We start from the raw sequence: 21,634 nt of genomic DNA, 5'->3' as shown, positions 1-21,634 counted from the left end.
AGCGGACTCTCCCCGTACAGGAGTACCCCCTTTCGGGTCAGGATCGTTGAACTCTCCGGGCGCGCCCAGACAACCGCGTCCAAGCTGGAAGTCCCCAGCGCCCCCGGAGGTCGACGATGAACACGCCGCCCCTGGCCTCGGGCCCCGAAGGCCTTACCGCCCTCGGCCCGTTGCTCGACACGGTCCTGGACGCGCTGGGGGAGGGGGCACGCCGGAGGGGCGGGCCCCTCCCGGCCGGGGGCCCGCCGGAGGTGGCGGAGCGGGTACGGGCCGCGGTGGGGGACGTACTCCCAGAGGAGGGCGATCCGGAGGCGCTACGGCACCTGGTGCGTGCCTTGGCGGAAGGCGCGGCGGACCCGGCCCATCCGCTCTGCGCGGCCCACCTGCACTGTCCACCTTTGGCGGTGGCCGCCGCCGCTGACCTGGCCGCTTCTGTTCTCAACCCGTCCCTGGACTCATGGGACCAGGCCCCGGCAGCATCGGAGCTGGAGTCACTGGTGACAGGGACACTTGCAAACGAGGTCTACCCGGACCCACCCAGGGGCGCGGGGCTGTATCAATATGCGGCTCCGCCGCGGGGCGCGACCAGCCCCCACCGACCCGACGCCTTGGTCACAACCGGTGGCACGGAATCCAATCATCTCGCCCTCCTCCTGGCCAGAGAGTCACATGGCCCCGGAGTCCGCCTCATCTGCGGAGAGAACGCCCACCACTCCCTCCCGAGGTCAGCCTGGCTCCTGGGCCTGCCCGACCCGGTGATCGTCCCCACCCCCCACGGCACCCTCGACCCCGCTGCCCTCGACAAAGCCCTGAACGGACCGTCGGTCGTCGCCGCGACCGCCGGCACCACCGACGCCGGCCTCATCGACCCCCTCCCCGAGACCGCCGCCCTGTGCGCAGAGCGCGGGGCGAGACTGCACATCGACGCGGCCTACGGTGGAGCGCTCCTCTTCAGCCCCCGACACCGAGCGCGGCTCGACGGACTTGCCGCGGCCGACACAGTGACCCTCGATCTCCACAAACTCGGCTGGCAGCCCATCGCCGCAGGCCTCCTCGCCGTCCGCGACAAGAACGACCTCGCCGCCCTCCACCAACGCGTCGACTACCTCAACGCCGACGACGACACCGAGGCCCGCCTCCCCGACCTCCTCGGCCGCTCCCTGCGCACCACCCGCCGCCCCGACGTCCTCAAGCTCGCCGTCACGCTGAAGACGCTGGGCCGCGAGGGACTTGGCGCCCTCGTGGACCAAGTCTGCAAGCAGGCAAGGGAGTTCGCCCACCTCGTCCACGAACACCCCGGCTTCGAACTCCACGCCCCGCCCACCATCAGCACGGTCCTCTTCCGCCCCGCGGGTGCCACCGACGACGCCGTCGCCGCCGTACGAAGGCAACTCCTCGAAGACGGCCGCGCCGTCCTCGGCCGAGCCCGCGCAGCGAACCGGCTCTGGCTCAAGGTCACCCTCCTCAACCCCACCACCCGGCCGGCCGACCTCGCCGGACTCCTGAAACTCGTGGAAGGAACCACCCCCCGATGAACCCCCACCCCCCACACCACGAGCCCGACGCACCCCGCGACCTCGTCGGCATCGGCATCGGCCCCTTCAACCTCTCCCTCGCCGCCCTCGCCCAGCCCCTCACCGCACTCGACGCCGTCTTCTACGAACAGCGCCCCACCTTCGACTGGCACCCCGGCCTGCTCATCGACGGCGCCACCATCCAAGTCCCCTTCCTCGCCGACCTGGTCACCCTCGCCGACCCCGCCAGCCACTGGACCTTCCTCAACTACCTCAAGGAACGCGAGCGGCTCTTCCCCTTCTACTTCGCCGAGCGCTTCCACATCCAGCGCGCCGAATACGACGCCTACTGCCGCTGGGTCGCCGAGAACCTCCCCGGACTGCACTTCCGCCACCAAGTCGACGCCGTCCGCTTCAACCCCGAACGCGACGCCTTCGAGGTCGACTTCACCCAGCTCGACTCCCACGGCCAGGCCGAGGCACTGGGCCGTACCCACACCAAGAACATCGTCCTCGGAATCGGCACCGAACCCCACGTACCCGAACCCCTCAAACCCCTCGTCGAGGCCCCCGGCGTGCCCGTCATCCACGCCACCGACTACCTCGCCCACCGACACACGCTCCTCGCCGCCGAACACGTCACCGTCGTCGGCTCAGGACAGTCAGGCGCCGAGGTCTTCCTCGACCTGCTCCGAGGCCGCCCCCAGGGCCGCGAGCAACTGCACTGGATCGGCCGTACCGAAGCCTTCGCGCCCATGGAGTACTCCAAGCTCGGCCTCGAACACTTCACCCCCGACTACACCCGCTACTTCCACGCCCTCCCCGAAGGAGTCCGCGACCGCCTCACCACCACCCAGTGGCAACTCCACCGGGGCATCGACACCGCCACCATCGCCGACATCCACGACGAGCTCTACCGCCGCACCCTGCACGGAGGCTGGCCCGACGCCGTCCTCACCCCCGGCGTCCGCGTCCGCACCGCCGGCAGAATCGCCACCACCAAGATCGAGCTCCACCTGGAACACATCCAGCAGAACACCCGCTCCCGCCTCACCACCGACGCCGTCGTCCTCGCCACCGGCCACCGCGAGCGCCCCCTCGACCGCATCCTCGCCGGACTCGACCCCTACCTGCGCCGCGACAGCCGCGAACGCCCCCGCATCGACGAAAAGTTCCGCCTCGTCCTCGACCCCTCCGTCACCGGCGCCGACTGCCACGTCTACGTCCAGAACGCCGAACGCCACACCCACGGCGTCGGCACCCCGGACCTCGGCCTCGCCGCGTGGCGCAGCGCGACCATCCTCAACACGCTCACCGGCAAGGAGACCTACCCCCTCCCCACCCGCACCGCCTTCACCACCTTCGGCCTCGAAAACCGGCTGCCACAGATCCCACCGGCCCGCAAGGCTCCCGTCCTCACACCCCTGGTCGAAGGACGCTGAGAACGCCGGCGACGGCGCACGGATCGACGTCGCCGGCGTGGACCTCTAGAACACCGGCGTGCCGTCCCGCGTCAGCTTCCAGTCCACCGACGCGAAGTCCTTCGGATCCAGCACACCCTTCGCCGTCACCCACTCCGCGATCCGCGTACGGATCTCCGTCGACTCCGACCACAACTCGGTCGCGGAGGCCACATGCGGGAACGCACCGCCGCCGTTCGCGCGGTAGTTGTTCACCGCGAACACGAACTTCTGCGCGTCGTCCAGAGCGGCACCGTTGTAGGTGAGGTTCTTGATCCGCGAACCGGCAGCCTGCGCGATGTCGATCTCGTACCGAAGGCCCGACACATAGTCGTAGTTGTAGTCCGGACGGTTGGCCGCGTTCGTCAGCTTCTCCACATCGACCACCGCACCCGCCGCCGTCTGCACGAAGTACTCCGCCGAATACTCCAGATACGCCTTGATCTGCGCACCCGTCATCAGCTTCGCGACCAGCGTGTTGTCGTACACGTACAGACTGGACAGGTCCCGGATCGTCACCTTGCCGGCCGGGATCTCCGACGTACGGGAGAAGGGAGAGGCCTGCGCGATCACCGGCAGCGAGGCGTACTCGGTGGACGCCAACGCCGCCCTGACCACATCCTCCTGGACCTTCGTGATCAGGTCGATGATCGGGGCGTCCTTGTAGCGCGCCTCAACAGTCGTCAACGTCTCCGTCGCCGTACCCACGACCTGGTTGACATACGCGACGACGACATCGTGGTCGTCCTTCAGCAACTTGGTGATCTTCGGGTCATCGGCCACGGTGTTCGAGTTGAGCACCCTGGACGACACGGACTCGACCGACCAGCGGCCCTTCTCGAAGACCAGCTCGAAGTCGAACAACGACAGCCGCTCCGCGTACGCCAACGGCTCCGACAACACAACCGTCTTACCGCTCTTCGTGTTGGTGACCTTCAACTCCGGGATCTCCACATGCGCGTGGCCCACCAGGATCGCGTCGATCCCCGGCACCTGCTGCGCCACCAGCGCCGCCGAGTTCTCGACATACGGCAACTGGTCACCGTACGACGACGTGCCGGACGACCCCGAGTGCGCCGACACCACCACCACGTCCGCGCCCATCGACCGCAGCCTCGGAACCCACTTCGCCGCCTGCTCCTCAAGCCCCGGGAACGTCAACTTGCCCTGCACATAGGCCTTGTCCCAGATCGCGATACCCGGGTTCGTCAGACCCAGCACCGCCACCTTCACCGGCGGGGCACCCTTCACATGGAACTTCTTGATGAAGTACGGCGGGAAAGCGGGCCTCAGCGTCTTCGCGTCCAGCGCGTTGGCACCAAGGAGCGGGAAATCGCACTGCTCCTCGAACTTCCGCAGCGTCTCGATGCCGTAGTTGAACTCGTGGTTCCCCAACGCCACCGCGTCGTACCCGATCGCGTTCATCGCCGCCGCCATCGGGTGCACCGGACCACCCTTCGCGGTGATCGGATCGACCTTCGCGTAGTAGTACGTCAACGGCGTGCCCTGGATCGTGTCGCCCGCGTCCAGCAACAGCGTGTTACGACGACCCTTCTCCGCGCGCACCTGGTTCACCAGCGTCGAGATCCGCGACAGACCCTGCGCGTTGCCCGCGGTGTCCTTGTACTCCGCGTCCTTGAAGTAGTCCCAGTTGAAGACATGACCGTGCAGGTCGGTGGTGCCCATGACCGTGAGCGAGTACCGCTTCACGTGCTTCTTCCTGGTCTCCGCAGCCTGCGCGGCGGGAGCCCCCACGGCACCCGCCAGCCCGACGGCCGCCCCGGTCACGGCGGACTTCTCAAGGAACTTCCTGCGGTTCAACGGCATGTCTGCTTCTCCTCGGCGAACGGCCAACAACGCGCGTAGATTCTGACCCGCACATGCCGAACCGCAACAGGCCCCGCAGGTTTCGATCTGATGACCCAACAGGCAAAAACTGACACAGTGGATCGTTATGACCGTTCCCTACGGCACCCCCGACGCGCCCCGCATCGCCGTCCGCGGCGAAGCCCACCTCGAAGTCGACCCCGAACTCGCCCGCATCGGCATCACCGTCGCCTCCCGCGGCAAAGACCGCCGCACCGCCCTCGACGACCTCACCCGCCGCAACACCAACGTCCTCGACCTGCTCAAGTCCTACGGCGACGCAGTCGAACGCCTGGAAACCGGCTCCTTCTCCGTGACACCCGAACTGAAGGAACACGGCCGCGGCGAACGCGTCCACGCCTACCACGGCCGCGTCCACATCACCGCGGAACTGACAGACTTCACCGCACTGGGCGAACTGACCACGAGGCTGGCCGACCAGGAACTGACCCGGATCGACGGCCCATGGTGGGCCCTGCGCCGCGACTCACCGGCACACCGGGAAGCGAGGCAGCAAGCGGTACGAGAAGCCGTGCAGCGGGCCAAGGAATACGCCGAGGCACTGGGCACCTCACTGGCATCCCTGGTCGAACTCGCCGACATCGGCGCCGAAGGCCCCGAACCGCGCTTCGTCGGCAAAGCAAGCCGCTCCCGCTCCATGGCCTACGGCGAAACCCAAACCGCCGACACCACAGCCGCCCCCCTCGACCTCGAACCCCAGCGCCAACACGTCCACGCCCAGGTCAACGCACGCTTCACGATGGCACCACCGAGACTCTGACAGCGGATTGACTTTGCACTCGGAATGCTCATCGGAGCACCCCCGCGCACACTTCAACACTTGTCAATAACCCTTCACCCAAAGGTTGTTGAGTGGTCATGCGCGCCCAATTCCCTACCCGCCGGTAAGGTCTAGGGTCGAATCATGCGCCGAGCAAAGATCGTCTGCACCCTGGGCCCCGCCACCGACTCATACGACCAGATCAAAGCCCTGGTCGACGCCGGAATGGACGTAGCCCGCTTCAACCTCAGCCACGGCAGCTACGCCGAACACGAGGAGCGCTACCACCACGTCCGCAAGGCCTCCGACGAGTCCGGCCACAGCGTCGGCCTCCTCGCCGACCTTCAAGGCCCGAAGATCCGCCTCGGCCACTTCGCGGAAGGCCCCGTACTCCTTGAACGCGGGGACGCTTTCACCATCACCGTGGAAGAGGGGGCAGCAGGCGACCAACGGTCCTGCGGAACGACGTACGCCGGACTCGCCTCGGACGTCGGAGTGGGCGAGCGCATCCTCGTCGACGACGGCAAGGTCTGCCTGGAGGTCACGTCGGTCGACGGACCCCGCGTCCACACCCGGGTGGTCGAGGGCGGCATGGTCTCCGACCACAAGGGCCTCAACCTCCCGGGCGTGGCGGTCTCGGTGCCCGCCCTCTCCTCAAAGGACGAGGAAGACCTCCGCTGGGCCCTGCGCATGGGCTTCGACGTGATCGCGCTGTCCTTCGTCCGCAGCGGGCGCGACATCGAGGCCGTCCACCGGATCATGGACGAGGCGGGGCGCCGGGTTCCAGTGATCGCGAAGGTGGAGAAGCCGCAGGCGGTCGAGGCGATCGACTCCATCGTGGCGGCCTTCGACGGCATCATGGTCGCCCGCGGCGACCTGGGCGTGGAGATGCCGCTGGAGCAGGTGCCGATCGTCCAGAAGCGCGCGATCAAACTGGCCAAGCGGAACGCCAAGCCGGTGATCGTCGCGACCCAGATGCTGGACTCGATGATCGAGAACTCCCGCCCGACGCGCGCGGAGGCCTCGGACGTCGCCAACGCGGTCATCGACGGCACGGACGCGGTGATGCTGTCCGGTGAGACGAGCGTCGGCAAGTACCCCATCGAGACGGTCCAGACGATGGCGAAGATCGTGGAGGCCGCGGAGGAGGACATCCTCGCGAAGGGGCTGCCGCCGCTGACGGAACGCAACAAGCCGCGGACACAGGGCGGGGCGGTGGCACGGGCGGCGGCGGAGATGGGCGACTTCCTCGGCGCGAAATTCCTGGTCGCGTTCACGCAGAGCGGCGACACGGTGAGGCGGCTGTCCCGGTACCGGTCCCCGATCCCCCTCCTGGCCTTCACCCCGGAGCCGGCGACTCGCTCACAACTGAATCTGACGTGGGGCGTGGAGACGTTCCTGGGCCCGCACGTCGACTCCACGGACGCGATGGTGGACCAGGTGGACGAACTGCTGCTGAAGTACGGGCGCTGCGAGAAGGGCGACGTGGTCGTGATCACGGCCGGTTCGCCGCCCGGGGTGTCCGGGTCGACGAACCTGGTCCGGGTGCATCACATCGGCGAGGACGACAGTCCCAAGTAGGGGTCAGTACTTGGGGCCTACGTGGGTGTCCATGAGGGCTACTGAGGGTTTGCGGGCGATCGAGATGTTGAACGGGTCGCTTCCGCGAGCGAGGGTGGTCCACTCGACACCCACCTTGTCGAGAGTGTCGGTGAAGAGTCGCCGGATGTCGTCGGACTTGTTGGAGAAGAAGTACCGGGGGTATTCGTAGCGCTTGCGCTCGCCGGCGACGAGGCGGGTCGTCCAGTTGGTGATGCGGCACCCGTCGGAGTGGATGAGACCGCGGATGAACTCCCAAGGGTGAGCGTCGACGAGCTGCTGTTGCCACGGTTCGAGGGCGATGGTGCGCTCATGCTTCTTGCCGGGGCCGTGCTGGGGGAACAGGCACCATAGGTGCATGGAGTGCAACTTCAACTCCCGACATCCCTGGCGTCGGACTCGGCAGACTGAGTTGCCGGGGAATACCGATCGCATGGCCTTCTCGCACTCGTCCATGAGTCCCGGGTATGTGTCATCGCAGGTGACGGACAGGCTTGGCGAGCGCATTGATCGGTTCTGAACGATGTAGCCATCACCCGGATACAGGCCGAGTAGGTAGGCGTAAGCCTGCGAGTCGAGCGCGAGGTCACAACGAGGGCAAGGCGGAGGCGTGCGCCCTGGACACTCGCCACGTTTCGCACGGTCCAAGTGCTTCCAGTGGCCGATCGTGCCCACCGGGATCTCGAGCCTCCTGGCGACGTCTGCGTTCCTCACGCCGTCACGCAGCAGTGCGAGCGCCCGTTGTCGAACCTCAGTGCCGTGAAAGTTCATACGGCTACTCTGAGTGAGTGATCGCGACCGTGCGCAGCAAAAAGCGGATGTTCACGAGAACGTGGACATCCGCTTCTTGATCAGAGGTGCCGGGTGCGGGATTCGAACCCGCACGTCCTTTCGGACAATCGCTTTTGAGGCGATCATGTCTGCCCTTCCATCAACCCGGCTAGGCGACAGGCCAGAAGCATACCGGGTCACCGCAGCTCCCCGCCTCTAGGTAGGCTGCATGAGCAGCAGTACCTGCCCGGCCCGTAACAAGGAGCCCCCGTGACCGCCCCCGAGTCGCCCCAGCCCGTAGACGCGCCCGACGACGACAAGTCGCACGTGCCTCCGCTGACGACCCGTGTCGTCATTGCCGAGGATGAGGCACTGATCCGGCTCGACCTCAAGGAGATGCTGGAGGAAGAGGGCTACAGCGTCGTGGGCGAGGCCGGTGACGGTGAGCAGGCCGTCGAGCTCGCCCGTGAGCACAAGCCGGACCTCGTGATCCTCGATGTGAAGATGCCCAAGCTGGACGGGATCTCCGCCGCCGAGAAGATCGCCGAAGAACGGATCGCCCCCGTTCTCATGCTCACCGCGTTCTCGCAGCGTGACCTCGTCGAGCGGGCGAGGGACGCCGGTGCCATGGCCTACCTCGTCAAGCCCTTCAGCAAGAGCGACGTCGTGCCGGCGATCGAGATGGCCGTTTCCCGGTTCACCGAGCTCAGGGAGCTGGAGAACGAGGTCGCCGACCTCACCCTGCGCCTGGAGACCCGCAAGCTCGTCGACCGGGCGAAGTCGATTCTGCAGACGTCGTACGGGCTGACCGAGCCCGCCGCCTTCCGGTGGATCCAGAAGACGTCGATGGACCGCCGTATGTCGATGCAGCAGGTCGCGGAGGCCGTCATCCAGGACGCCGACGAGAAGAAGGCCAACAAGGGCTGAGCTCAACGGCCACCACAGACAAGGGCCCGCGTCCCCAGCAGGGGGCGCGGGCCCTTGTCGTACGGCCGGAAATCAGTCTTCGCCGAGGTACGCCTTGCGGACGGACTCGTCGTGGAGCAGGTCCTGGCCGGTGCCGGAGAGGACGATGTTGCCGACCTCCATGACGTGTCCTTGGTCGGCCAGGGACAGCGCCGCCTGGGCGTTCTGTTCGACCAACAAAATCGTCGTGCCCTGGGACTTCAGTTCGACGATCGTCGACATGATCTTCTGCATCATGATCGGCGAGAGGCCCATGGAGGGCTCGTCGAGCATCAGGAGCTTCGGCTGGGACATCAGCGCGCGGCCCATCGCCAGCATCTGCTGTTCGCCGCCGGAGAGGGTGCCCGCGGCTTGGTTGCGGCGTTCGCCGAGGATCGGGAAGAGGTCGTAGGAGCGCTGTATGTCTTTCTCGATCCCCTCCTTGTCCTTCCTGAGGAACGCTCCGAGTTGGAGGTTCTCGAAGATGGTCAGGCGCGGGAAGATGTGTCGGCCTTCGGGGGAGTGGGCGAGTCCGAGCGCGACGATCTTGTGCGCGGGCACACCGCTCAGCGGCTTTCCGTCGAACAGGATTTTTCCGGAGGTGGGCTTCAGCAGACCGGAGAGTGTCCTGAGTGTTGTCGTCTTGCCGGCGCCGTTGGTGCCGATGAGGGTGACGACCTGGCCGGCTTCGACGCTGAAGGAGATGCCTTTGACGGCTTCGATTTTGCCGTAGGAGACCCGGAGGTCCTCGACTTCGAGGAGTGCGGTCACTGGGCGTCTCCCTTGGTGCTGGTGCTCTGCGCGTCGGTGACGGTCTCCGCGGCTTCGACCTCGGCGGCTTCCGCTTGGCCCGGGTCGCCGTCGAAGGGCTCGCCGAGGTAGGCGGCGATGACGCGTTCGTCGGCCTGGACGACCTCCGAGGTGCCTTCGACGAGCTTTTCGCCCTGGACGAGGACGGCGACGCGGTCGCTGAGGTTGAAGACGAAGCGCATGTCGTGCTCGATGAGGAGGACGGCGACGCCTTGGTCGCGGATGGCGAAGACCAGTTCCTCGGTGGCGCGTGTCTCCTGGGGGTTCATGCCGGCCGTCGGCTCGTCGAGCAGGAGCAGGCCGGGTTCGGAGGCCAGTGCGCGTGCGATCTCCAGCTTGCGCTGTTCGCCGTAGGGGAGGTTGCGGGCGAGGTGGTCGCGCTTGGCGTCGAGGCCGATGAACTCCAGGAGTTCCATGGCGCGTTCTTCGCTGGCCTTTTCCGCCTTCTTGAAGCCGGGGCCGCGGAGGAGGGCGGACCAGAGGCCTTCCTTGGTGCGGGTGTGGCGGCCGACGAGGACGTTTTCCAGGACCGTCATGTTGGCGAACAGGCGGATGTTCTGGAAGGTGCGGGCGATGCCGGCCTGGGTGACGAGGTGCGGCTTGGGGGGCAGCACCGTGCCCTTGTAGGACACGGTCCCCTCGGTGGGGACGTACAGGCCGGTGAGGCAGTTGAAGAAGGTTGTCTTGCCTGCGCCGTTGGGGCCGATGAGGCCGACGATCTCACCGGCGTTGACGGTGAAGTCGACCGAGCGGACGGCGGTGAGGCCGCCGAAGCGCATGGTGACGTTGCGGGCTTCGAGTACTGGTGTGGTCATGGTGCTCACGCCCCCGCCTTGGTGACGGCGGCCGGTGGTTCGTCGGACAGCGTCGTTGTGTCTGGTACGTCGAGTTGGCCGGTCTCGTGGAATTCGAGCTGGCGGCGGCGGTTGGCGATGATGCCTTCGGGGCGGAAGCGCATCAGCAGGATGAGGGCGATGCCGAAGGCCAGCAGTGACTTGTCCTGGAGGAACACCAGCTTCTCCGGGAGCAGGTACAGCAGTGCCGCGCCGAGGATGGGGCCTGCGACCGTGCCCATGCCGCCGAGGACGACCGCGGCCAGGAGGAAGGCGGAGTTCGGGGGCGTGGAGCCTGCGAACTGATACGGCGTCGGGACGACGCTGTAGGTGACGTGGGCGCTGACGGTGCCGGCGAGGCCGGCGAGGGCGGCGCCGAGGGCGAAGGCGATGAGCTTGACGCGGAAGCCGTTGATGCCCATGGCGGTGGCGGCGGTCTCGTCTTCGCGGATGGCGATCCAGGAGCGGCCGATGCGGGAGTCGGCGGCGCGGGTGTAGACGAGGACGACGATGGCCATGATGAGGACCATCAGCAGGTAGTAGTTGGCGAACCGGCCGAGGGTGAAGCCGCCGATGTCGTGGGCTTCGCCGAGGTTGAACCCGAGCAGGTTGAGGTCCGGGATGGACGGAATGCCGTTGGGTCCGTTGGTGATGTCGGGGCCGGAGTCGCCGTCCATGTTGTTGACGGCGATGCGGAAGATCTCTCCGAAGCCGAGGGTGACGATGGCGAGGTAGTCGCCGCGCAGCCGCAGGGTCGGGGCGCCGATGAGGACGCCGAAGATCAGCGATGCGGCGGCGCCGGTGAGGGCGGCGGCCCAGAAGGGGAAGTGGACGCCGGAGAAGGTGGAGAACTCGGAGCCGGAGACGAGGGCGGCGGTGTAGGCGCCGACGCCGAGGAAGGCGACGTATCCGAGGTCGAGGAGGCCGGCGAGGCCGACGACGATGTTGAGGCCCAGGGCGACGGTGCCGAAGATCAGGATGTTGACGCCGATGTTGGCGTAGTGGTCGTCGGTCTGGGTGAAGGGGAATGCGATCGCGGCGGCGAAGCCCATGGCGAGCGTGAAGCTGCGGTTGTGGGCGACGATCCGGGAGAAGCGGTCGATGAGGCCTGCGGTGTGCATGGCCCAGACGGCGAAGACGACGACTATGAGGTAGCCGATGAAGAGTTCGCCGTATTCGGTGTCGATGCCGTAGGTGAAGACGGCGAGACCGATGATCGTGACGATGGTGATGACCGCGCGCTCCAGCCAGGGGCTGAGGGGCTGGGGTGCGGGGATGTTGTCGGGCTTGGCGAGGTAGGCCCGCAGGAGTGCGTCGGTGTTGGCGACGTCGCGCTCGGGGAGGGCGAGGGCGCCGATGACGGGCAGGAGGGAGGCGATGGCCGCGATCCAGCCGCCGGGTTCGAGGTTGGCGAGGCCGCCGAGTTCGGCCGCGATCGAGATGATCGTGTACCAGGTGACGCCGAAGCCGCCGAGGGCGGTGAGGACGAGCGGGGCGTTGTTACGGGCGGGGATGAGACCGCTCAGGGCGCGGATGCCGTACGACGAGAGGGCGAACAGCGCGGTGAGGACGCCGGCGATGAAGGTCAGCCATTGGAGGCCGCCGGGGTAGCCGGTGACGGTGAGGTCGCCGGGGAACTCGGCGGTCCAGGTCCAGGCGAGGAAGGTGGAGGCGGCGGTGGCGATGCCTCCGGCGAGGAGGAGTGCGCGGGCTGCCGACAGGGGCAGCGGGATGAGTCCGCGGGTGGTGGTGTCGGTCATCGTGATCACGCCCTGTCCGCGACGCGTTCGCCGAGCAGGCCTTGTGGCCTGACGAGGAGAACGATGATGAGGAGGGCGAAGGCCCAGACGTTGGCCCAGCTCTGGCCGCCGAGTTTGTCCATGCCGGGGATGCCGTCGATGTAGGCGGAGGCGAGGGTTTCGGCGACGCCGAGGACGAGGCCGCCGAGCATGGCGCCGTAGATGTTTCCGATGCCGCCGAGGACGGCGGCGGTGAAGGCCTTGAGGCCCATCAGGAAGCCCATGCGGTAGTCGATGTTGCCGTACTTGAGGCCGTAGGCGACGGCGGCGACGGCGGCGAAGAAGCCGCCGATGGCGAAGGCGATGACGATGATGCGGTTGGTGTCGATGCCCATGAGTTGTGCGGTGTCCGGGTCCTGTGCGGTGGCCTGCATGGCGCGGCCGGTGCGGGACTTGCGGACGAAGAAGGCGAGGGCGGACATGCAGATGATGGCGGCCACGATGAGGAAGATGTCGGCGTCCTTGATGGTGATGGAGCCGATGTCGTGGGTGGTGTCGAGGCCGGGGAAGGCGACGGCGCGGTCGGCGCCGGGGTAGAAGTTGCGGACGACTTCCTGGAGGGCCAGGGAGAGGCCGATCGCGGTGATGAGCGGTGCGAGCCGTGGTGCTCCGCGCAGGGGCCTGTAGGCGAACCGTTCCGCTCCGACCGCGATGAGGATCGCGACGATGCCGCCGCCGACGAGCATCAGGGGGACGGCGACGGCCATCGAGATGCCGTCGGGAAGGATGTAGAAGTAGACCGTGAAGGCGCCGAAGGCGCCGGTCATGAAGATCTCGCCGTGCGCGAAGTTGATGAGCTGGACGATGCCGTACACCATCGTGTAGCCGATGGCGATCAGCCCGTACATCGAGCCCAGAAGCAGCCCGTTGGCCAGCTGCTGCGGCAGGGTGTTCACCGCGTGGCCTCCATTGTCGCTGGTGGTCGTGTGCACTGGTGGTGTGCAGGGTGGGGTGTGGCAAGGGCCGCGCGGTCGGGGTCCCCTTCCGCGCGGCCCGTGGTGGTGTTGCCGTGTGCTGCGGGGCCTGGGCTAGCCGAGGTCGGCGGTGCCGGTCTTCACGGCCTTCCACTCACCCTTGGTGACCTGGTAGACGGTGAGCTGCTTGTTGGTGGTGTCGCCGTACTCGTCGAAGGAGACCTTGCCGGAGATGCCTTCGAAGTCGGACTTCTGGACCTGGTCGACGACGCTGGAGCGCAGGGTGTTGATGTCGCTGGGGACCTTGCCGTCGTTGGCGTCGACGGCGGCCTTCACGGCCTTGATGATGGCGGTGGCGGCGTCGTAGGAGTACGCGCCGTAGGCGCCGTAGTCACCCTTGTAGCCCTTGGCCTTGTAGGTCTCGATGAAGGTCTTGGCGGCGGGCAGGGTGTCGGCGGGGACGCCGACGGCGGTGGCGAGGTCGCCTTCGGAGGCGGCGCCCGCGGTCTCGATGTAGGTGGAGGCGAACATGCCGTCGCCGCCGAAGAGCGGGATCTTGACTCCGCCGTCCTTCATCTGCTTGGTGATGAGGGCGGATTCGTCGTACTGGCCGCCGTAGTAGAGCAGGGAGGCCTTGGAGGTCTTGATCTTGGTGACGAGGGAGCCGAAGTCCTTGTCGCCGGTGTTGACGTGGTCGGTGCCGACGACCGTGCCGCCGAGCTTCTTGAACTGCTCGGTGAAGATCTTCGCGAGGCCGGCGCCGTAGGTCTGCTTGTCGTCAACGACGAAGACGGTCTTCTTCTTGAGGCCGTTGTACGCGTAGTCGGCGGCGAAGCTGCCCTGGAGCTCGTCGGTGGTGGCGGTGCGGAAGTACGTCTTGTACGGCCGCTTCTTGTCCGTCTGCCAGTTCTTGCCCTGGGTGAGCTCGGGGTTGGTGTTCGAGGGGGAGATCTCGGCCATGTTGGCCGAGGCGAACACCTGCTGCATGGACTGGGCGACGCCGGAGTTCAGGGGGCCGACGGCGCCGACGGCGGTCTTGTCGCCGGTGATCGCGGTGGCGTTGGACTGGCCGGTGGCAGGCTGCGCCTTGTCGTCGTAGGCCTTCAGTTTGAAGGTGACGCCGGGGACGAGCTTGTTCTTGTTGGCGTCGTCGACGGCGATCTGGGCGCCGTACTGGATGCCGAGGCCGGTCGTGGAGTTCTCGCCGGACAGCGGGGCGTCCACGCCTATCGTCAGGGTGGTGTTGCCGCCGTTGCTGCTGTCGCCGCCACTGTCGTCCCGGGAGCCGCAGGCGGTGAGTGTGAGAGCCCCCGTCGCCATGACGGAGGTCAGGATCACCATGGAACGTCGCACAATCAGTCCTTTCCGCAGGCACGCGCGCCCTTGTGGGTGCGACTGGTGCCCGCGCTTTACCGAACTCCCGATGGAGCGGTGACTGGCCGTGACTCTAAGCCCGGTTTGCAGGTAGGGGCATCGCTGTGGGCGGGCTTGTGACTTTCTTGTTATGACGTCGTGGATGGTGGGCCTGCGGGAAGAGGCCTCTCGGCCGTTTTAAGTTCCCTTTCAGTCCGCATCTTGAGAACCTGCACTTCCGCTTGGCCGTGCGGTCGATGGCGGTGCTGTCGAAGCGCAGGCGCCCTGGATGAGCTCGGCAAGGTCGTGGGAGTACCCGCTGCCGAAGATGAAACTGTGGTGTTGTATTGCGCGCGTGTTACGCAGCGTTACGTCGAGAAAGGGTAGGTCGGCATTCAGGGGCAGGCCCGAGCAATCGGATACCGCTATCTCCACGGTGACCCGCCGTGTGGTGCCGGCGTGCACGGTGAAGGCCTCGGGCAGGGCGTGGGCGGTGAGGCCGGTGAAGGCGGCGCCGGTGACCTGGAGGGTGACGGGCGGCCCGTGTTGGACGTCGACGGCGAATCGGAAGCGTCCGCTGGTGGGGTGGGTGCCGGGGGTCTCGGGGAGGTCGGCGGATCCGAGGTACCGCCAGGCGGTGACGTTGGCGGGCCAGGGGACGGGGGTGTCCTTGGGCTTGGGGGGAGGGTTCTGCGAGAGGGTGTGGGGGAGGAGGACTCCGGCCGCGAGCAGGGCGGTCACCGTCGTGGCGAGGGTGGTCCTGCGGGCCCGCGGTGACATCCTCTTCCATCGCGTGCTCAAGTGGTCCGTCAGCCGGGGCTCGTCGGCGCCGATGACGTCGTAACTCTTCTCCGTCTCGGGTGAGTTGACGGGTTCGACGGGGCCGATGCCGGTCATGGGAGAACGGTAGGGGAGTCGGGGGCCGGTGCCCAGTCGCTGTGTGCGCGTATGGCTAGCGGGTGGGCGTGTCCCGCAGCAGGCAGGTCAGTCGGGCGGTGCAGACCCGTTGTTCCGCCTCGTCGCTGATGACGATTTCGTAGGTCGCGGTGGAGCGCCCCCGGTGTACCGGTGTGGCGACTCCGGTGACCAGGCCCGAGCGCACGCCCCGGTGGTGAGTGCAGTTCAGGTCGACGCCCACGGCGATCTTCGAGCTTCCGGCGTGCAGCATGGAGCCGACGGACCCGAGGGTCTCGGCGAGCACGGCCGAGGCGCCGCCGTGCAGCAGGCCGTAGGGCTGGGTGTTGCCCTCTACGGGCATGGTGCCGACGACCCGGTCGGCGGAGGCCTCGATGATCTGGACGCCCATGCGGGTGCCCAGGTGTCCGGCGGAGAACATGGCGACGAGGTCGACGCCGAGGGTGGCGTACTCGTCGATGACTTCCTGAGGGAAGGTGACGTGCTGCTGCTCGCCCATGGGGCCGGGCTCCGTTCGTCATGGTCGCTACGACTGGCTGTGCTGAGCAAACGCTCAGTCGGTTGCCGATTGTTCCAGACGTACGACGACGGACTTGCTGGCCGGGGTGTTGCTGGTGTCGGCGGTGGCGTCCAGCGGCACCAGGACGTTGGTCTCGGGGTAGTAGGCGGCCGCGCATCCCCGCGCGGTCGGGTAGTGCACGACCCGGAACCCGGGCGCCCGGCGTTCCACCCCGTCCTTCCACTCGCTGACGAGGTCGACGTACGACCCGTCGGCCAGCTGGAGTTCGCGCGCGTCCTCGGGGTTGACCAGGACGACCCGGCGGCCGTTCTTGATGCCCCGGTAGCGGTCGTCGAGGCCGTAGATCGTGGTGTTGTACTGGTCGTGCGAGCGCAGTGTCTGCAGCAGCAGCCGGCCCTCGGGCAGTTCGGGGAACTCGACTGGCGCGGCGGTGAAGTTGGCCTTGCCGGTGGCGGTGGGGAAGCGGCGCTCGTCGCGCGGGGCGTGCGGCAGGGTGAAGCCGCCGGGCTGCGCCACGCGCGCGTTGAAGTCCTCGAAGCCGGGGATCACGCGGGCGATGCGGTCGCGGATGGTGGCGTAGTCCTTCTCGAACTCCTCCCAGGGGGTGACGCTGTTCTCGCCTAGGACTCGGCGGGCCAGCCGGCACACGATGGCGGGCTCGGAGAGCAGTTGTCCGCTTGCCGGCTCCAGGCGGCCCCGGGAGGCGTGCACCATGCCCATGGAGTCCTCGACGGTCACGAACTGCTCTGTGCTCTTCCCATTCGGGCCGACCTGGAGGTCGCGCTCGGTGCGGCCCAGGGTGGGCAGGATCAGGGCACGCGCGCCCGTGACCGCGTGTGAGCGGTTGAGCTTGGTCGACACGTGCACGGTCAGCCTGGCGCGGCGCATGGCCGCCTCGGTGACGTCGGTGTCGGGGGAGGCGGAGACGAAGTTGCCTCCCATGGCGAAGAAGACCTTGGCCTCGCCGTCGCGCAGGGCGCGGATGGCGCGGACGACGTCGAAGCCGTGCTCGCGCGGCGGGGCGAAGCCGAACTCCTTCTCCAGGGCGTCCAGGAAGGCGGGCGCGGGGCGCTCGAAGATGCCCATGGTGCGGTCGCCCTGGACGTTGGAGTGGCCGCGGACCGGGCAGACGCCGGCGCCGGTGCGGCCGATGTTGCCGCGCAGGAGAAGGAAATTGACGACCTCGCGGATGGTCGGCACGGAGTGCTTGTGCTGGGTGAGGCCCATGGCCCAGCAGACGATGGTCCGCTCGGAGGCGAGGACCATGGAGAGGGTTTCCTCGATCTCCTGCTGGGACAGGCCGGTCGCGGTGAGTGTCTCGTCCCAGTCGGCGGAGCGGGCCACCGCCGCGAACTCCTCGTAGCCGTGGGTGTGTTCGGCGACGAAGGCCTCGTCGACGGCGCCTTCCGTCTCCAGGATCAGCTTGTTGAGGAGGCGGAACAGTGCCTGGTCGCCGCCGATGCGGATCTGCAGGAACAGGTCGGTGAGCGCGGCGCCCTTGAGCATGCCCTGGGGGGTCTGCGGGTTCTTGAAGCGCTCCAGGCCGGCCTCGGGCAGCGGGTTGACGCTGATGATCTTCGCGCCGTTGGCCTTGGCCTTCTCCAGGGCGGAGAGCATGCGGGGGTGGTTCGTGCCCGGGTTCTGTCCGGCGACGATGATCAGGTCGGCCTTGTAGAGGTCGTCGAGCAGGACGCTGCCCTTGCCGACGCCGATGGTCTCGCTGAGTGCCGAACCGGACGACTCGTGGCACATGTTGGAGCAGTCCGGAAGGTTGTTCGTGCCGAGCTCGCGGGCGAAGAGCTGGTAGAGGAACGCGGCCTCGTTGCTGGTGCGTCCCGAGGTGTAGAAGACCGACTCGTCGGGAGAGTCGAGGGCGGCGATCTCCTCGGCGATGATGTCGAAGGCGCGCTCCCAGGACACCGGCTCGTAGTGCGTGCCGCCCTCGGGCACGTACATGGGGTGGGTGAGCCGGCCCTGCTGTCCCAGCCAGTAACCGCTCCTGGTCGCGAGATCGGCGACCGGGTGCGCGGCGAAGAACTCCGGGGTGATCCGGCGCAGGGTGGCTTCCTCGGCGACCGCCTTCGCGCCGTTCTCGCAGAACTCCGCCGCGTGCCGGTGGTCGGGCTCGGGCCAGGCACAGCCCGGGCAGTCGAAGCCGTCCTTCTGGTTCACACGCAGCAGCGTCAGCGCGGTGCGCTTCACGCCCATCTGCTGCTGGGCGATACGCAGGGTGTGACCGATGGCCGGCAGGCCGGCCGCCGCGTGCTTCGGCTCGGCGACCTGCGGTGCGTCCTGAACCGGGTCCGCCTTGGGCGGCTTCGTTGCCATCGCGCACTCTCCTTCGCCTGCACGTGCGAGGTACGTCTTCGATCCTCCCACGTGGTGCTGACAACGATGGCCGCCGGGCTGGGGGAGGGGCGTGAGCATTGGTTGCGGTGTGCTGCTTGCGCTCTCCGCCGGGTGCGCGTCTCCACTTCTGCCGGGTGTGCGTCGCTGCGTCGCTGTTCTGCGGGTATGCATCGCTGTGGCCGCTGTTCTGCCGGATGCGCGTCGCTGCGGTCGCGTTGGTCGGGCCGCACCGCTTCCGTCTTCTTTCCGCCGCCTGGCGATCAGCCACCGCTTCTTTCCGCCGCCATGGCGATCAGCCACCGCGGTGCGTCCCTGCGGTGCCGTACCCACCGTGGCGTCCGAGTGTCAGTGGCGCGTGGCAGGATCGGGGACGTGGCAGAGACAGCAGCGAAGAAGACCGACACCAGCCCCGGCGGCAGTCGCCCGCGCCTGATGCTCATGGACGGGCACTCGCTGGCCTATCGCGCGTTCTTCGCGCTGCCCGCGGAGAACTTCACCACCGCGACCGGCCAGCCGACGAACGCGATCTACGGCTTCGCGTCGATGCTGGCCAACACCCTGCGCGACGAGGCCCCCACCCACTTCGCGGTGGCCTTCGACGTGTCCCGCAAGACCTGGCGCTCCGAGGAGTTCACGGAGTACAAGGCCAACCGCTCCAAGACCCCGGACGAGTTCAAGGGCCAGGTCGAGCTGATCGGCGAGGTCCTCGACGCGATGCACGTCTCGCGGTTCGCGGTCGACGGCTTCGAGGCCGACGACGTCATCGCCACACTCGCCACCCAGGCCGAGGCCGAGGGCTTCGAGGTGCTGATCGTCACCGGTGACCGGGACTCCTTCCAGCTGGTCAGCGAGCACACCACCGTGCTGTACCCGACGAAGGGCGTCTCCGAGCTGACCCGGTTCACCCCGGAGAAGGTGTTCGAGAAGTACGGCCTGACGCCCGCCCAGTACCCCGACTTCGCGGCCCTGCGCGGCGACCCGTCCGACAACCTCCCGGGCATCCCCGGAGTCGGCGAGAAGACCGCGGCCAAGTGGATCAACCAGTTCGGCTCGTTCGCGGAGCTGGTCGAGCGCGTCGAGGAGGTCAAGGGCAAGGCCGGGCAGAACCTCCGCGACCACCTGGAGGCCGTCAAGCTCAACCGCCGCCTCACCGAGATGGTGCGCACGGTGGAGCTGCCGAAGACGGTCACCGACCTGGAGCGCCTGCCGTACGACCGCAAGACGCTCGCGATGATCCTCGACACCCTGGAGATCAGGAACCCCTCCCTGCGGGAGCGGCTGCTGGCCGTCGACCCGGGCGCCGAGGAGGCCGAGGGCACCCCGGTCGTCGCGGCGGGCGTGGAGGTGGACGGCAAGGTGCTCGGCACCGGCGAGCTGGCCGGCTGGCTCGCCGAGCACGGCACACAGCAGGCCCTCGGCCTGGCCACCGTCGACACCTGGGCTCTGGGCACCGGCTCGGTCGCCGAGGTCGCGCTCGCCGCGTCCGGCGGGGCTGCCGCCTGGTTCGACCCGTCCCAGCTGGACGAGGCCGACGAGGCCGCGTGGGCGGCCTGGCTCGCCGACGCCGGCCGGCCCAAGGTCCTGCACAACGCCAAGGGCGCCATGCGGGTCTTCGCCGAGCACGGCTGGAGCATCACCGGTGTCGGCATGGACACCGCGCTCGCCGCGTACCTCGTCAAGCCGGGCCGTCGGTCCTTCGACCTGGACGCGCTGTCGCTGGAGTACCTGGGCCGGGAGCTGGCGCCCGCCGCCGCGGCCGACGGGCAGCTCGCCTTCGGCGCGGACGACGGGGCCGAGGCCGAGGCGCTGATGATCCAGGCGCGCGCCGTTCTCGATCTGGGCTCGGCCTTCGAGAGCCGCCTGGAGGAGGTCGGCGCGGCGGATCTTCTGCGCGACATGGAACTGCCCACGTCCGCCCTGCTGGCCCGTATGGAGCGGCACGGCATCGCGGCCGACCGGGCCCACCTGGAGGCCATGGAGCAGATGTTCGCCGGCGCGGTCCAGCAGGCCGTGAAGGAGGCCCACGCGGCCGCCGGACACGAGTTCAACCTCGGCTCGCCCAAGCAGCTCCAGGAAGTCCTCTTCGGCGAGCTGGGCCTGCCGAAGACCAAGAAGACCAAGACCGGGTACACGACGGACGCCGACGCGCTGGCCTGGCTCGCCACCCAGACGGACAACGAGCTGCCGGTGATCATGCTCCGCCACCGTGAGCAGGCCAAGCTGCGGGTGACCGTGGAAGGCCTGATCAAGACGGTCGCGGCGGACGGGCGCATCCACACCACGTTCAACCAGACGGTCGCGGCGACGGGGCGTCTGTCGTCGACCGACCCGAACCTCCAGAACATCCCCGTCCGTACGGACGAGGGGCGGGCCATCCGGCGTGGGTTCGTGGTCGGCGAGGGGTTCGAGTCGCTGATGACCGCGGACTACAGCCAGATCGAGCTGCGGGTGATGGCCCACCTGTCCGAGGACGAGGGGCTCATCGAGGCGTTCACCTCGGGGGAGGACCTGCACACCACCGCCGCCTCACAGGTGTTCGCCGTCGAGCCGGGGGCGGTCGACGCGGAGATGCGGCGCAAGATCAAGGCGATGTCGTACGGGCTGGCGTACGGACTGTCGGCCTTCGGGCTGTCCCAGCAGCTGAACATCGACGCCGGTGAGGCGCGGGCTCTCATGGACGCGTACTTCGAGCGGTTCGGCGGGGTGCGGGACTATCTGCGCCGGGCGGTCGACGAGGCGCGTGCGACGGGGTACACGGCGACGCTCTTCGGGCGCCGGCGCTACCTCCCTGACCTCAACAGCGACAATCGGCAGCGTCGTGAGGCGGCCGAGCGGATGGCTCTCAACGCGCCGATCCAGGGCACGGCGGCGGACATCGTCAAGATCGCCATGCTCAAGGTCGACGGGGCGCTGCGGGAGGCGGAGCTCACGTCCCGCATGCTGCTCCAGGTCCACGACGAAATCGTGCTGGAGGTCGCGCCGGGGGAGCGGGAGGCGGCGGAGGAGGTCGTGCGGCGGGAGATGGCGGACGCGGTGCACCTGAGCGTGCCGCTCGGGGTTTCGGTGGGGGACGGTTCCGACTGGGAGTCTGCCGCGCACTAACCTGCGGCGCCTGTGCGGTGCGGGTGCGGCTTGGTGGGGGCGGGCGTTTTGCGCAGTTCCCCGCGCCCCTGAATGCCTGCGGTTCGGTGGGTGGGTCGGGGCC

General features: G+C 68.0%; 16 protein-coding genes and 1 tRNA gene. 6 read left to right on the top strand and 11 right to left on the bottom strand.

The features are described 5' to 3' along the window. Nucleotides 1–116 precede the first annotated feature (116 nt). Nucleotides 117–1,535: a pyridoxal phosphate-dependent decarboxylase family protein gene (locus ACI2L1_RS20155; RefSeq protein WP_404740687.1), complete on the top strand. Its 1,419-nt coding sequence runs from the start codon at nucleotides 117–119 to the stop codon at nucleotides 1,533–1,535. Continuing rightward, complete coding sequence (locus ACI2L1_RS20150; RefSeq protein WP_404740686.1) at nucleotides 1,532–2,956, top strand: lysine N(6)-hydroxylase/L-ornithine N(5)-oxygenase family protein; 1,425 nt, start codon at nucleotides 1,532–1,534, stop codon at nucleotides 2,954–2,956. The genes ACI2L1_RS20155 and ACI2L1_RS20150 overlap by 4 nt, the downstream gene beginning before the upstream one ends. Nucleotides 2,957–3,001: 45 nt before the next feature. Here ACI2L1_RS20150 and ACI2L1_RS20145 read toward each other — a convergent pair whose 3' ends face one another. Then, nucleotides 3,002–4,801, bottom strand: coding sequence for a bifunctional metallophosphatase/5'-nucleotidase (locus ACI2L1_RS20145; RefSeq protein WP_404740685.1), 1,800 nt, complete (start codon nucleotides 4,799–4,801; stop codon nucleotides 3,002–3,004). A gap of 127 nt (nucleotides 4,802–4,928) precedes the next feature. Between ACI2L1_RS20145 and ACI2L1_RS20140 the strand changes: the two genes are divergently transcribed. Together ACI2L1_RS20140 and pyk are read left to right on the top strand one after the other, a co-directional pair. Continuing rightward, nucleotides 4,929–5,621, top strand: a complete 693-nt coding sequence (locus ACI2L1_RS20140) for an SIMPL domain-containing protein (RefSeq protein WP_404740684.1) — start codon at nucleotides 4,929–4,931, stop codon at nucleotides 5,619–5,621. Between the two features lie 144 nt (nucleotides 5,622–5,765). Then, nucleotides 5,766–7,202 (top strand): pyruvate kinase, encoded by a 1,437-nt coding sequence (gene pyk, locus ACI2L1_RS20135; protein ID WP_404740683.1) that lies wholly within the window; start codon nucleotides 5,766–5,768, stop codon nucleotides 7,200–7,202. A 3-nt stretch (nucleotides 7,203–7,205) separates the two neighbouring features. Here the strand turns inward: pyk and ACI2L1_RS20130 are convergent, their stop codons facing one another. Continuing rightward, nucleotides 7,206–7,991 carry a helix-turn-helix domain-containing protein gene (locus ACI2L1_RS20130; protein ID WP_404740682.1) on the bottom strand — a complete coding sequence of 262 codons (786 nt, stop codon included), beginning with the start codon at nucleotides 7,989–7,991 and terminating at the stop codon, nucleotides 7,206–7,208. A gap of 87 nt (nucleotides 7,992–8,078) precedes the next feature. Next, nucleotides 8,079–8,161, bottom strand: a tRNA-Leu gene (locus ACI2L1_RS20125). Nucleotides 8,162–8,261: 100 nt separating this feature from the next. On the opposite strand from ACI2L1_RS20125, the gene ACI2L1_RS20120 reads away from it, so the two are divergent. Further along, nucleotides 8,262–8,918, top strand: coding sequence for an ANTAR domain-containing response regulator (locus ACI2L1_RS20120; RefSeq protein ID WP_031041938.1), 657 nt, complete (start codon nucleotides 8,262–8,264; stop codon nucleotides 8,916–8,918). Nucleotides 8,919–8,990: 72 nt separating this feature from the next. Here the strand turns inward: ACI2L1_RS20120 and ACI2L1_RS20115 are convergent, their stop codons facing one another. The 8 genes from ACI2L1_RS20115 to ACI2L1_RS20080 all read right to left on the bottom strand — a co-directional run bounded on the left by ACI2L1_RS20115 (nucleotide 8,991) and on the right by ACI2L1_RS20080 (nucleotide 18,408). Continuing rightward, entirely contained in the window at nucleotides 8,991–9,707 is a 717-nt protein-coding gene (locus ACI2L1_RS20115; protein ID WP_404740681.1) for an ABC transporter ATP-binding protein, read from the bottom strand. Then, nucleotides 9,704–10,561 carry an ABC transporter ATP-binding protein gene (locus tag ACI2L1_RS20110; RefSeq protein WP_404740810.1) on the bottom strand — a complete coding sequence of 286 codons (858 nt, stop codon included), beginning with the start codon at nucleotides 10,559–10,561 and terminating at the stop codon, nucleotides 9,704–9,706. Before ACI2L1_RS20110 ends, ACI2L1_RS20115 begins: the two co-directional genes overlap by 4 nt. 5 nt (nucleotides 10,562–10,566) lie before the next feature. After that, complete coding sequence (locus tag ACI2L1_RS20105; RefSeq protein ID WP_404740680.1) at nucleotides 10,567–12,339, bottom strand: branched-chain amino acid ABC transporter permease; 1,773 nt, start codon at nucleotides 12,337–12,339, stop codon at nucleotides 10,567–10,569. 5 nt (nucleotides 12,340–12,344) lie between these two features. Continuing rightward, the gene (locus tag ACI2L1_RS20100; RefSeq protein ID WP_404740679.1) at nucleotides 12,345–13,274 is read right to left on the bottom strand and encodes a branched-chain amino acid ABC transporter permease; all 930 of its coding nucleotides are present in this window, start codon (nucleotides 13,272–13,274) and stop codon (nucleotides 12,345–12,347) included. A 132-nt stretch (nucleotides 13,275–13,406) separates the two neighbouring features. Then, complete coding sequence (locus ACI2L1_RS20095) at nucleotides 13,407–14,633, bottom strand: branched-chain amino acid ABC transporter substrate-binding protein (protein WP_404740809.1); 1,227 nt, start codon at nucleotides 14,631–14,633, stop codon at nucleotides 13,407–13,409. A gap of 222 nt (nucleotides 14,634–14,855) precedes the next feature. Continuing rightward, complete coding sequence (locus ACI2L1_RS20090; RefSeq protein ID WP_404740678.1) at nucleotides 14,856–15,542, bottom strand: hypothetical protein; 687 nt, start codon at nucleotides 15,540–15,542, stop codon at nucleotides 14,856–14,858. A gap of 55 nt (nucleotides 15,543–15,597) precedes the next feature. After that, nucleotides 15,598–16,059, bottom strand: coding sequence for a PaaI family thioesterase (locus ACI2L1_RS20085; RefSeq protein ID WP_404740677.1), 462 nt, complete (start codon nucleotides 16,057–16,059; stop codon nucleotides 15,598–15,600). Nucleotides 16,060–16,113: 54 nt separating this feature from the next. After that, entirely contained in the window at nucleotides 16,114–18,408 is a 2,295-nt protein-coding gene (locus tag ACI2L1_RS20080) for an FdhF/YdeP family oxidoreductase (RefSeq protein ID WP_404740676.1), read from the bottom strand. A gap of 393 nt (nucleotides 18,409–18,801) precedes the next feature. On the opposite strand from ACI2L1_RS20080, the gene polA reads away from it, so the two are divergent. Next, nucleotides 18,802–21,531: a DNA polymerase I gene (gene polA, locus ACI2L1_RS20075; protein ID WP_404740675.1), complete on the top strand. Its 2,730-nt coding sequence runs from the start codon at nucleotides 18,802–18,804 to the stop codon at nucleotides 21,529–21,531. The last annotated feature ends 103 nt before the right edge of the window (nucleotides 21,532–21,634 follow it).

Origin of the sequence: Streptomyces sp. NPDC019531, assembly GCF_044903305.1 — a bacterium.
Taxonomy (GTDB): Bacteria; Actinomycetota; Actinomycetes; order Streptomycetales; family Streptomycetaceae; genus Streptomyces.
This window is presented reverse-complemented; position numbering and strand designations above follow the sequence as displayed.